13 protein-coding genes are annotated in these 11,240 nt (G+C 43.9%); 6 read left to right on the forward strand and 7 right to left on the reverse strand.

The features are described 5' to 3' along the window. On the reverse strand, positions 1-327 hold a 327-nt coding region (locus B7C60_RS17610; protein WP_281251639.1), incomplete at its 3' end, for an anaerobic C4-dicarboxylate transporter family protein. 209 nt (positions 328-536) lie between these two features. Continuing rightward, complete coding sequence (gene aspA, locus B7C60_RS02365) at positions 537-1,988, reverse strand: aspartate ammonia-lyase (RefSeq protein ID WP_099610258.1); 1,452 nt, start codon at positions 1,986-1,988, stop codon at positions 537-539. A 467-nt stretch (positions 1,989-2,455) separates the two neighbouring features. Between aspA and B7C60_RS02370 the strand changes: the two genes are divergently transcribed. Next, complete coding sequence (locus B7C60_RS02370) at positions 2,456-2,950, forward strand: FxsA family protein (RefSeq protein WP_099610259.1); 495 nt, start codon at positions 2,456-2,458, stop codon at positions 2,948-2,950. A gap of 323 nt (positions 2,951-3,273) precedes the next feature. Then, the gene (locus B7C60_RS02375; protein ID WP_099610260.1) at positions 3,274-3,486 is read left to right on the forward strand and encodes a cold-shock protein; all 213 of its coding nucleotides are present in this window, start codon (positions 3,274-3,276) and stop codon (positions 3,484-3,486) included. Positions 3,487-3,610: 124 nt separating this feature from the next. Here the strand turns inward: B7C60_RS02375 and B7C60_RS02380 are convergent, their stop codons facing one another. From B7C60_RS02380 to B7C60_RS02390, 3 genes are read right to left on the reverse strand one after another with little or no spacing between them, the layout of a single operon-like run. Next, a complete protein-coding gene (locus B7C60_RS02380; RefSeq protein WP_099610261.1) occupies positions 3,611-4,084 on the reverse strand; it encodes a tRNA (cytidine(34)-2'-O)-methyltransferase in 474 nt (157 codons plus the stop codon). Positions 4,085-4,126: 42 nt separating this feature from the next. Then, the gene (cpxA, locus tag B7C60_RS02385; protein WP_099610262.1) at positions 4,127-5,506 is read right to left on the reverse strand and encodes an envelope stress sensor histidine kinase CpxA; all 1,380 of its coding nucleotides are present in this window, start codon (positions 5,504-5,506) and stop codon (positions 4,127-4,129) included. After that, on the reverse strand, positions 5,506-6,192 hold the full coding sequence (locus B7C60_RS02390) for a response regulator (RefSeq protein WP_099610263.1): 687 nt from the start codon (positions 6,190-6,192) through the stop codon (positions 5,506-5,508). The genes cpxA and B7C60_RS02390 overlap by 1 nt, the downstream gene beginning before the upstream one ends. Positions 6,193-6,414: 222 nt before the next feature. Here B7C60_RS02390 and B7C60_RS02395 point away from each other — a divergent pair, with 222 nt between their 5' ends. From B7C60_RS02395 to pfkA, 3 genes are all read left to right on the forward strand, one after another. Then, positions 6,415-6,951, forward strand: a complete 537-nt coding sequence (locus B7C60_RS02395; RefSeq protein ID WP_099610283.1) for a CpxP family protein — start codon at positions 6,415-6,417, stop codon at positions 6,949-6,951. A 222-nt stretch (positions 6,952-7,173) separates the two neighbouring features. Beyond that, positions 7,174-8,082 carry a CDF family cation-efflux transporter FieF gene (gene fieF / locus B7C60_RS02400; protein ID WP_099610264.1) on the forward strand — a complete coding sequence of 303 codons (909 nt, stop codon included), beginning with the start codon at positions 7,174-7,176 and terminating at the stop codon, positions 8,080-8,082. Positions 8,083-8,341: 259 nt separating this feature from the next. Further along, the gene (gene pfkA, locus B7C60_RS02405; RefSeq protein ID WP_099610265.1) at positions 8,342-9,304 is read left to right on the forward strand and encodes a 6-phosphofructokinase; all 963 of its coding nucleotides are present in this window, start codon (positions 8,342-8,344) and stop codon (positions 9,302-9,304) included. A 79-nt stretch (positions 9,305-9,383) separates the two neighbouring features. Here the strand turns inward: pfkA and glpX are convergent, their stop codons facing one another. After that, positions 9,384-10,391, reverse strand: a complete 1,008-nt coding sequence (glpX, locus tag B7C60_RS02410; protein WP_099610266.1) for a class II fructose-bisphosphatase — start codon at positions 10,389-10,391, stop codon at positions 9,384-9,386. 311 nt (positions 10,392-10,702) lie between these two features. On the opposite strand from glpX, the gene zapB reads away from it, so the two are divergent. Beyond that, positions 10,703-10,945, forward strand: a complete 243-nt coding sequence (gene zapB / locus B7C60_RS02415; RefSeq protein ID WP_099610267.1) for a cell division protein ZapB — start codon at positions 10,703-10,705, stop codon at positions 10,943-10,945. An 86-nt stretch (positions 10,946-11,031) separates the two neighbouring features. On the opposite strand, the gene B7C60_RS17615 is transcribed toward zapB, so the two are convergent. Then, positions 11,032-11,240: methylenetetrahydrofolate reductase (locus tag B7C60_RS17615; protein ID WP_245868442.1), on the reverse strand; the 209-nt coding region annotated here is incomplete at its 5' end.

Raw genomic sequence — 11,240 nt, forward strand, 5'->3', positions numbered from 1 at the left:
TGCCACATGCCCAGTACCAGCCATCATCGTAAAGAAGTAGGTGACTAAAGGTGCGATAAACGTGATTTGGCGAGGGTTTTTGCGCAAAATATTGCTGGCGATTTTGATTAAGTAGTCAAGACCACCGGCCGCTTGCATAGAAGCAGCTGCGGCAACAACGGCCATGATCATTAACATAACATCGATAGGGGGGCTGGTTGGATGCATGCCAAAGCCGAAGCTCAGTATCGCAAGGCCGATCCCCCCCATCACACCAAGTCCAATACCACCAATCCTTGCACCAATTAGGATACATCCTAATACGATAAGGAACTCAATTATAAACATCTTATACTCCTAAAGATTATTAATCATTCCTAACTCCCTTTTGCTGCCAGTCAAATGAGCGAACTCATCACATTAGCTAAGGGAAACTCATTAACGACAGAAAATAAAAAAAATGATTATGCCATGACATAGAATAAGTTTTTTCCATTTTTTGACCGTCAGAAAGTAAGAAGGCTCTGTTAATCAGAGCCTTCATCAATACGTTGCTACTATTCGTAGCGTTTTGCCTTATATTGAGGATGCATTAAATTCTCAACGGAGAAAATATCATCCAACTCTTCAGCACTGAGCAGGCCGCGTTCAAGTACCACTTCTCGAACGCTTTTTCCTGTTTCGGCGCAGATTTTACCGACAATATCACCTTCATGGTGACCAATATAAGGGTTTAGATAAGTGACAATCCCGATAGAGTTAAAGACGTAATTCTCACAGATCTCTTTATTGACCGTAATACCATCGACACACTTATCGCGTAAGTTAACGCAAGCATTAGAAAGCAGAGAAATCGATTCAAACATCGCTTGTGCAATAACCGGTTCCATAACGTTAAGTTGTAACTGGCCCGCTTCAGCTGCATAGGTGATGGTATTGTCGTTACCAAATACTTTAAAGCACACTTGGTTAACCACTTCAGGAATCACGGGGTTTACTTTCGCTGGCATAATAGAAGAGCCGGCTTGCAATTCAGGCAGGTTAATTTCATTTAAGCCCGCACGAGGGCCAGAAGAAAGTAGTCGTAAGTCGTTACAGATCTTAGACAGTTTCATCGCCAAGCGTTTCAGTGCGCCATGGGTCATGACATACGCACCGCAGTCAGAGGTTGCTTCGATCAAGTCTTCTGCTGCAACCACTTCAAGGCCAGTCACTTCCGCTAAGTGCTTAACTGCGGCTGCTTGATAACCTGGAGCGGTGTTTAACCCAGTACCAATGGCTGTGGCACCTAAGTTAATTTCAAGCAACAGTTTTGAGGTATATTGCAGGGCGCGAATTTCTTCGTTGAGCGTCACTGCCCAAGCGTGGAATTCTTGACCCACGGTCATGGGAACCGCATCTTGCAATTGGGTGCGGCCCATTTTGAGTATCTCTTTGTACTCTTCGGCTTTGAGTTCAAAAGCCCCTTTAATATATTCAACTGATTCAATCAGTTTAAGTACGCTGTTATACACAGCAATGCGGAAGCCGGTTGGGTAAGCACAGTTGGTGGACTGACTTTTATTCACGTGATCATTTGGGTTAATGAATTCGTATTGACCTTTTTCTTTCCCCATTAGCTCGAGTGCGACGTTGGCAATTACTTCGTTAGTATTCATATTGACAGAAGTGCCTGCGCCACCTTGGAATACGTCGGATGGGAATTGATCCATGCATTTACCGGTCTCTAAAATTAGATCACAAGCTTGGATGATGTAGTTCGCTACCTCTTTCGGAATGACGCCTAACTCTTTGTTCGCCAGCGCGGCTGCTTTTTTAGTCATAATCATGCCGCGAACAAATTCAGGGACATCAGAAATGGTAACATTAGAGATATTGAAGTTTTCAATCGCACGTAATGTGTGAATACCGTAATAAGCATCAGCGGGAACATGGCGCTGACCGAGTAAATCTTCTTCGATTCGGGTTGCTTTCGGGGTGTTGATAGGGGCATCGGATAGGGTAGCCATAACAGGATCCTTAAGATAATAATTCTAACTTTAGATTGATAATGCTTAGCCACATCTGCCTTAAGAATCCATTCATCAGAATTTGGGGCTGAAAAATCTGTCCTGACTTCTTCGGGCATAATACTTGAGTGATATATAAAAAACAGGAAGTGGATCACCTTTTTTACCAATGATATGAAAAGATTTACCGGATATCACACGGCGATCTCAATCTGGGTAGAAAAAGAAGTAAACGTCTACGAATTGGCGGGAAATAGGAATGATTCTCCTTAAGCAGAATTCGTTTTTTGGCCCTAAATGTCTAACTAAAATGTGAGAAATAAGGCGGAGAAGTTGCAGTCTTTTTTTCATCACGTTACCGTGAGTGAGAATTATATGACCAACGGTTAGCTATGGTTTATCTGTTACGTGAAGCGCTCGTTGTTAGGGTCTGTTGAGCGATAAGCTGTGTAAGTTAAGGAGCGAGTGTGTTTGCTATTTTTTTGGTTGCCTTTATAACGGTGCCGATTATCGAAATCGCTGTATTTATTCAGTTGGGGAGCTTTATCGGGCTATGGCCGACAATAGCATTTGTGGTATTAACTGCGATCGTTGGCGCATCATTGGTTCGTAGTCAGGGGATATTAACGTTGGCAGCGGTGCAGAGACGAATGCAGCAGGGTGAGTTGCCTGCTCTGCAGATCATGGAAGGGGTTATGTTGGCCGTGGCCGGTATATTATTATTCACGCCGGGCTTTGTGACCGATTTTCTTGGGTTACTTTTGTTGCTACCCGTTCCGCGCGCTTACTTGGCAAATTATTTAATGGGTAAGGTGGTGGTTCACTCCATGGACGGTGCAACGTTTTATAGCAGCAGTTCAACGTTTGACGGTCATAGCACGTCACACGGCGATACTTTTGATGGGGAGTTTGAACGTAAAAATGACGATGATGATCACGATGCGCCGCCTCGACTTAACTAGTCACCTCGACTTAACTAGTTAATAGCGTGTCGCTTGCCTCTGCGTTAGCTCTGGCCTCTGCGTTAGCTAAAGTATGGAGAATTATTTTTCAGTTTTGGAATAAAACGATTGCTTATTATCGAATAAAACCCTATAGTGTCCTGGCTCTAGAGTTAAGAGTTATTAATGAAATCAAAAGTAAAAGTAAATTCTTAGTATCCCATCGTAAAAGTTGTTGTCCTAATATTTCCCTTACCTGATTCGTTACATTAAATAATTCATGCTAAAGCGAATTGGCGCATCAGCGCATCATTCAATGAATTTTATAAATTAAGGGACAAATTATGTCTAATCAAGCAACTGGTACAGTAAAATGGTTTAACGAAACTAAAGGTTTTGGTTTCCTATCTCAAGACAACGGTGGCGCAGATGTATTCGTACATTTCAATGCTATCGCTTCTGAAGGCTTTAAAACGCTTATCGAAGGTCAAAAAGTATCGTTTATCGTTGAAAACGGTCAAAAAGGTTTACAAGCTGCTCAAGTTGTAACTCTATAATAGACTGATACTTATCAGAATATATAAAAGGTCGCTTAGGCGACCTTTTTGCTTTTCGTTAGTTTTTGTTTTGGTCTGTTTTAACGGGCGTTTAATGGTGAGTGAGAGTCATCTAAGCGCTGCGTTATTGAGCACCGTTAAATCCCATTTGTCGCCAAGCTTCAAAAGCAATGATAGCGACCGCATTAGACAGGTTAAGGCTACGAGCTTCTGGCATCATCGGAATGCGGATGCGCTGAGCCATAGGCAAACTTTCAATCAGATCGGCGGGTAGTCCTCGTGTTTCTGGGCCAAATAGCAATACATCGCCAGCTTGAAATTGTGCATCAACATGATGGCCAGTGGTCTTGGTGGTACAAGCAAAAATACGATAATGGCCACGAGTGGCTAAATAATCGAGAAAAGCTTGATAATTTTTATGACGCGTGACTCGCGCTAAATCATGATAGTCCAACCCAGCACGGCGAACTTTTTTCTCTTCTAAATCAAAGCCTAATGGCTCAATTAGATGCAAGTTTGCCCCACAGTTCGCCGATAAACGGATGATGTTCCCAGTATTGGGGGCAATTTCTGGTTCATAAAGAGCAATGTCAAACATAGTGAGCTACTTTTTTCAATGGAGTCGCTGAGTATACCTGACTCAAGGCTGGATCGGTAACGTGACTTGTACTTTTAGCCCGCCTAATGAGCTACGGCTGGCGATCACTTGGCCACTGTGTTGGCGAATCGCACTTTCTGTAATCGCTAGCCCTAATCCGGTTCCCCCACTGTGTCGGTCACGAGCGGTTGAAACGCGATAGAACGGTCGGAAAATATCATTTAATTCATGCTCGGGAACGCCGGAGCCATTATCTTCGACGGTGATAGTGAGTTGATGAGGCTCGGCGATAAAGCGTACTTCAATATGATCAGTACCATAAGTAATTGCATTTCGAACCACGTTATCCAAAGCGCTCATTAAGAGTTTGGGATTACCTGAAATGTACCGTTCTGGAATCGGATCACGAATCAGCGTTTTGTGCATTTGTTCCGCTTCAAACTGTGCATCCTCTAGGATCGCCTCCCATAAACTGCTTAATGGTTGAATCTCTCGACTAAGATGGCTATTGGTTTGCATGCATGAGAGCGTGAGTAGCTCACCAATCATACGCTCTAACCGCTGAGCTTCGGTATCGATTCGTTCTAATTCACTACTTTGTCCTTGCTTTCGAGTGGCTAAGGCATTGGCCATGCGCAGGCGAGTGAGTGGTGAACGCAATTCGTGGGAGATATCTGACAATAAACGTTGTTGGCCAGAAATCATCAGATTGACGGCTTCAACCATCTGATTAAAACTACGCCCTGCTTGACGAAATTCTGTGGTGCCTCTTTCTAGATTAGGGTCAACCACAAATTCTCCCCTTGCGACTCGCTGTGCCGCCGAGGCAAGCCGTTGGGCTGGTTGACTGAGTGCCCAAGCGAGCCAGAGTAATAATGGCGTACTGACTAGCATGACCGACAGTAAAAGATGCAAGGGTTTGTCAAATAAGCGTAATAAGAAGGGCGGTGGCTCATCCCAGCGTAAACCGATATACAGTAATAAATCTTGTTGAGCGAGATGAATGGGCACCGGGCCTGAGATCATATAGCGTCCATATAAACGTTGTTGAGGTTTGTCAATGGATTCGATACTGGTGGTGAAATTTCTGAGTGCTTTGAGTTTAAAATCTTCATGCCGTTTAGTGGTGAGTATATTTCCCTCTTGATCGGCGATAAAAAAACGAGGGCGGGTGTCATTATGCATATGTCCCATTGCTTCCAACTGAGCAATGATACTGGATAATTGAGTTTGCTTACTAAATCGATCTTCAATATTGCGTTTATAATCGAGCATGCGTTGGTGGCTATTTGCGGGCAAATCTCGGGATTTTCTCGGATCGAGATGTGGGAGAGACAGCACTGCGATAATCACCAATAACATGGTTAGCCAGAAAATAGCAAAAATACGTCCGTATAAGTTATTGATTTTAGGAAGACGCATTAATCCTCCTGAACCATTAAGTAGCCACGACCCCGTAAGGTTTTGATCCGTGGTTTGTTATCGGATCGAGCCGGTAATTTTTTTCGTAAATTAGAAACATGCATATCAATGGCTCGATCAAAGGCGGCGAGTCGTTTACCTAATACATCGAGGCTAAGTGCTTCTTTGGTCAATGTTTCTCCTGGGTTTTGCACAAAATGAGCCAGCAAAGCAAATTCGGTACTGGTTAAGTCTAACAGTTGGCCTTGGCAGTAGGCTTCTTGTTTACCGGGATAGAGTTGGATGTCTTGGCATTCGATAACATCAAGCGATTTATTCGCTAAATGGCTTTGTGTGCGACGTAAAATCGCACGGATACGAGCGAGAAGTTCTCGATCACTAAAAGGCTTAGGCAGGTAATCGTCGGCACCAAGTTCTAAACCGATCACTCGATCGATCTCCTCTCCCTTTGCTGTCAGCATCAAAACTGGTGTTTGCCATTGCTCCCTGAGTTTTTTCAGCGTTTCCATGCCATTTAATTTGGGCATCATGACATCCAGTAAAATCAGGTCAACATGCTCATTTAGAGCTTCAAGCCCAGATAACCCATCATTGGCCTCTGAGACTTCAAACCCTTCATAACTCAGCACTTCTTTGAGCAAGCTGGTCAGTTCTGTATCATCATCAATCAGAAGAATATGTGCCATAAATGCCTCTTCATTCACATCAGGTTAGTGATAGTTTACTGTGAAAGTAAACAAAGCAGCAGCAGAGAGTTTACTCTTTACGATTCTTTACTCACGCTAAACACCACTTTACTTACCAGAGCCTATGATCAAGTTAAGCACTGCGTAGGCAGATTTTCTTATCGTACCAGACTTTAGTTATCGCAGAAGCTGGGCGGTAACCTTCATAGAGAGGACATGATGATGAATATGACAAAAAAATGGGTGTTGACGGCAATGGTCTTACCTTTAACTCTGGGTTCTGCGAGTGTTTTCGCATATGGCGGTGGTAAAGGAAAACCGAATCACGATGGTCTGTGTGGCATGCACCATGAGCGTACGATGGCGAGAGAACTTCAGTTAACGCCAGAGCAACAAAGTCAAATCAACGCTCTGCGTGAGCAACATCGTCAAATCATGCAAGAAAAGCGTACATCTGGCCCTCGTGATGCAATGCGTTCGTTACGTGAGCAAGAGCGTCAATTGATGCTTGCCGCTGATTTTGATCAAGCTGCGGCAACTGAATTGGCAAAACAGATGGTCGATATACACATAGAGCATCGGGTCGATAGGATGAAAAATCGCCACCAGATGATGAGTATTCTTACGGATGAGCAGAAAGACAAATTACAAACATTACAGCAAACATGCATGGATGAAAACTGGCAGCAAAATCCAAGAGCAAACAATGATCGGCCTCGCGGACATCATGATGGTTCAAGAGGTAAGGGGCGTTTTTAATTACGCTTAACACTGACTTGACGGCAACAAAAGCAGCGCTGAATGTGCTGCTTTTGGTTTTTGTAGCGTTCAATGACGCTTTATGGTTGCTGGTATTCTTCTTGGGTTTTTTGTCTGTTATGTGCCTTATTACTGAGCATGAAATCTGCCGCTGATCGCCCCTTCATGTGTATAATTAATTCTTTGTCTCTTATATCTCTCGTAACGTAACGGTGATCGGTAATGAAAAAGGAATATGCGCGTCTAGTCACACTTGCTGCTTGGACGGCAACCTTGGTTGCTAGTTTTTTATTGCTAGTGAAAATAGCCGCTTGGTGGGTGACAGGCTCGGTGAGTTTATTGGCGTCAGTGGTTGATTCGTTATTGGACATTGCCGCTTCCGTCGTTAATTTAATCGTGGTTCGTTATGCCTTACAACCGGCCGATCGGGAGCATACTTTTGGTCACGGTAAGGCTGAGTCCTTGGCGGCTTTAGCGCAAGCGATGTTTATCTCTGGCTCCGCCTGTTTCTTAATTTTGAACGGTGTTGAGCGTTTTTTCCGGCCGCATGAATTACAGTCGCCTGAATACGGTATTTATGTCAGTGTGTTCGCCATGCTCGTTACCTTTGCTTTAGTGATGTTTCAGCGCTACGTGGTGAAAAAAACCGCCAGCCAAGCGATTGCCGCCGATTCACTGCATTACCAAACCGATCTCTATATGAACGCGGCCATTATTGTGGCATTAGGTTTAAGCTGGTTTGGTTTCAAACAAGCGGATGCTATTTTTGCTATTGGCATCGGTATTTACATTCTTTACAGTGCCTTTCATATGGCGTATCAGGCGGTACAAACGTTATTGGATAGAAAGTTACCTGATGAAGAATTAGCCCAGATTCACGCCGTTTCATTGTCGGTAGACGGGGTGCTGGGCGTGCATCAATTACGCACGCGAATGGCCGGGCCGATTCGCTTCATTCAGTTACATCTTGAGTTGGAAGATCAAATTCCATTGATTGAGGCGCATCATATTTCCGATCAAGTTGAAGATAAATTGTGCCAAACGTTTCCCGGTGCAGATGTCTTGATCCATCAGGATCCTTATTCCGTCGTATTTGGGGCGGAGAAAAAACAAAAACATCATGCTTGGTAAGGAAAGATGAGTTGAGTTTGACTATCTTTTACCCAATACAACTAAAAAACGTGATCCTGATATGAATCAACAAAGCTATCGGGTAAAGCTGTAATACTCTTACAGAAGTAGTAAAGTTACAAAATACGCTCAAATAACAGTAGTATTCCTGCTTGGGCAAGGTAACATAACAGATAATTTAAACAGATTTTGTTGCTCTTTTTCGTTAGTGAGCAACGTTAAAAATGAGTATTAAATTCTCAAAAAATCGAGGGTGAGCATGATTAAGAATATCGGTGTTTTGACAAGTGGTGGTGATGCACCAGGCATGAATGCTGCAATTCGCGGCGTTGTCCGTACCGCATTAGGTGCTGGCTTAGGTGTTTATGGTATTTATGATGGCTATTTGGGTTTATACCAAGATAATATCAAACAACTAGACCGCTACAGTGTTTCTGACGTGATCAATAAAGGGGGAACCTTTCTTGGATCGGCTCGTTTCCCTGAATTTCGTGATGAAGAAGTGCGTAAAAAGGCGATTGAGAACTTAAAGAAACATAACATCGATGCTCTTGTGGTAATCGGTGGTGACGGCTCTTACATGGGAGCCAAAAAACTGACTGAAATGGGTTTCCCTTGTGTCGGTGTACCGGGCACGATCGATAACGATATTGCCGGAACCGATTACACCATTGGTTACCTTTCTGCGATTAACACCGTTATTGATGCGATTGATCGCCTGCGTGATACCTCCTCTTCTCACCAGCGTATCTCAATTGTAGAAATCATGGGCCGTCATTGTGGTGATCTGACGCTGATGTCTGCGATTGCCGGTGGCTGTGAGTATGTGATTACGCCTGAAACTGGTTTGGATATGGAGCAATTGATTTCTAATATTCAAGATGGAATATCTAAAGGCAAAAAGCATGCAATCATTGCATTGACTGAGCTCATGACCGATGCCAGCCAGTTGGCAAAAGAAATTGAAAAAGCAACCGGACGTGAAACTCGGGCAACGGTTTTGGGCCATATTCAACGTGGCGGGCGACCAACCGCATTTGACCGTATTTTAGCTTCCCGCATGGGGAACTACGCGGTGCATCTCTTACTAGAAGGTTACGGTGGCCGTTGTGTCGGTATCCAAAAAGAAGAGTTGGTTCACCATGACATCATTGAAGCGATTGAAACGATGAAACGCCCTGTGCGTCAAGATCTATTCAAAGTCGCAGAAGAGCTATTTTAAGTTCTCGCTTGATTTGTGATGACTTAAAAAAGACCGCTTAGGCGGTCTTTTTTTATCGGAGTGAGTTAACGCCATTCGGTTATAAAATAATTTCTCGCACTTCAGGATCTTTGCGTTCTAAATAGTGGGTGGATTTAATTCGACGAATCGTACGACAGCGGCCACGAATCAATAGTGTTTCAGTGGTGGCTATATTGCCTTGGCGAGTGATGCCTTCTAGTAGATCCCCTTTAGTGATGCCGGTGGCGGAAAAAATCACATTATCACTGCGTGCCATCTCTTCTAGGGCGAGAACTTTATTGGCTTCTACCCCCATTGCTTGGCAGCGAGCCAGTTCTTTCGCACCCCAAATGCGGTTATCTTCTGTTTCTCCTTTCACTTGATGACGTGGTAAAAGGCGACCTTGCATATCGCCATCTAAAGCACGGATCGCTGCAGCAGAGACAACGCCCTCAGGAGCCCCTCCGATACAGTACATGGCATCAACTTCGCTGTCTGGCATGCAGGTAAGGATAGAGGCAGCAACATCACCATCGGGAACGGCAAAGACGCGCACCCCCATTTGCTGCATTTCGTTGATCACTTGATCATGGCGAGGTTTTGCTAAAGTAATCACGGTGAGTTGATTGAGTGGTTTATTTAAGACGCTAGCAATATTGGTCAGGTTTTCAACTAATGGCTTAGTTAAATCAATACAGCCTTTAGCGCCAGGGCCAACCACTAATTTTTCCATATACATATCAGGGGCTTTTAAAAAGCTATCTTTTTCTCCGACCGCAAGTACGGCTAAAGCGTTGGATTGTCCCATCGCCGTCATACGGGTCCCTTCGATGGGATCGACCGCGATATCCACTTCATCGCCACCTAACCCGACTTTCTCACCGATATAGAGCATTGGGGCTTCGTCAATTTCGCCCTCTCCAATAACGATTTCACCTTTAATGTCGACTTTATTTAATAACGTTCGCATGACTTCAACGGCAGCGCCATCAGCGCTATTTTTATCACCACGGCCAAGCCATTTATAACCAGCTAATGCCGCACCTTCAGTTACTCGAGAAAAGGCCATTGCTAAATCGCGTTTCATGATCACTCCAAGCTGAGATTTGAAAGAGGGAAAAATGTGCGCGGATTTTAGCACACTAATAAGAAAACGTTTGCTATTTACTAAGCTTGGGAGTTGCAGTGGATCAAAATCAGGTATAAAAACCCGTATTTAGCCTGCTTTTTTATCAGAGAAAAGTAGCAATGTGAGTCTCAAGTAAAATTATGAGTTTTTTTTAGCCAAATGATGAGTTAGATCGAATATAGTGAGTGTTTCTCTGCGCTCGGCTGAGTAGAATGGAGCGATAAAGTGAAGATTGTTCACTCAACTGAATCAATGAAAGGGTAAGTAGCATGTCTTTTGAAGTACTAGAACAGCTAGAAGCAAAAATTCAAACGGCGGTTGATACAATCGCTTTACTGCAAATGGAAGTCGAAGAGCTGAAAGAAGAAAAACAGCAGCTAGTGACTGAGGTGCATGAGCTAAAATCCAGCCGCGAAGCACTAGAGCAGAAAGCACAACAAATGGAACAAGAACACACACAGTGGCAAGAGCGTATTCGCAGCTTGTTGGGTAAAATGGAAGAGGTTGAGTAAGGATACTGCCGTTAGCGGTTACATGCTCAATCAATAAAAAAACACGTCGACTTGAATCGGCGTGTTTTTTTATCACTCGCCATTTTTTAGCGAGGTCTTACCCCTAGGGTATGACAGAGTGCATAAGTCATCTCGGCACGATTGAGAGTATAAAAATGGAAATCTTTCACGCCTTCACGGCTCAGGATGCGGATCATATCGATCGCTTGGCTAGCGCCGACCAGTTGACGAGTCACGGGATCGTCATCCAAGCCATCAAACTGTTTTGCCATCCATTGCGGGACTTTGACATGAT

Origin of the sequence: Vibrio fujianensis, from assembly GCF_002749895.1 — a bacterium.
GTDB lineage: Bacteria > Pseudomonadota > Gammaproteobacteria > Enterobacterales > Vibrionaceae > Vibrio > Vibrio fujianensis.

Excerpts from the sequence above, each read along its gene's own strand:
- aspA (WP_099610258.1), bottom strand. The coding sequence starts at position 1,988 with ATGGCTACCCTATCCGATGCCCCTATCAACACCCCGAAAGCAACCCGA.
- B7C60_RS02375 (WP_099610260.1), top strand. The coding sequence starts at position 3,274 with ATGTCTAATCAAGCAACTGGTACAGTAAAATGGTTTAACGAAACTAAA.
- B7C60_RS02380 (WP_099610261.1), bottom strand. The coding sequence starts at position 4,084 with ATGTTTGACATTGCTCTTTATGAACCAGAAATTGCCCCCAATACTGGG.
- cpxA (WP_099610262.1), bottom strand. The coding sequence starts at position 5,506 with ATGCGTCTTCCTAAAATCAATAACTTATACGGACGTATTTTTGCTATT.
- B7C60_RS02390 (WP_099610263.1), bottom strand. The coding sequence starts at position 6,192 with ATGGCACATATTCTTCTGATTGATGATGATACAGAACTGACCAGCTTG.
- B7C60_RS02395 (WP_099610283.1), top strand. The coding sequence starts at position 6,415 with ATGAATATGACAAAAAAATGGGTGTTGACGGCAATGGTCTTACCTTTA.
- fieF (WP_099610264.1), top strand. The coding sequence starts at position 7,174 with ATGAAAAAGGAATATGCGCGTCTAGTCACACTTGCTGCTTGGACGGCA.
- pfkA (WP_099610265.1), top strand. The coding sequence starts at position 8,342 with ATGATTAAGAATATCGGTGTTTTGACAAGTGGTGGTGATGCACCAGGC.
- glpX (WP_099610266.1), bottom strand. The coding sequence starts at position 10,391 with ATGAAACGCGATTTAGCAATGGCCTTTTCTCGAGTAACTGAAGGTGCG.
- zapB (WP_099610267.1), top strand. The coding sequence starts at position 10,703 with ATGTCTTTTGAAGTACTAGAACAGCTAGAAGCAAAAATTCAAACGGCG.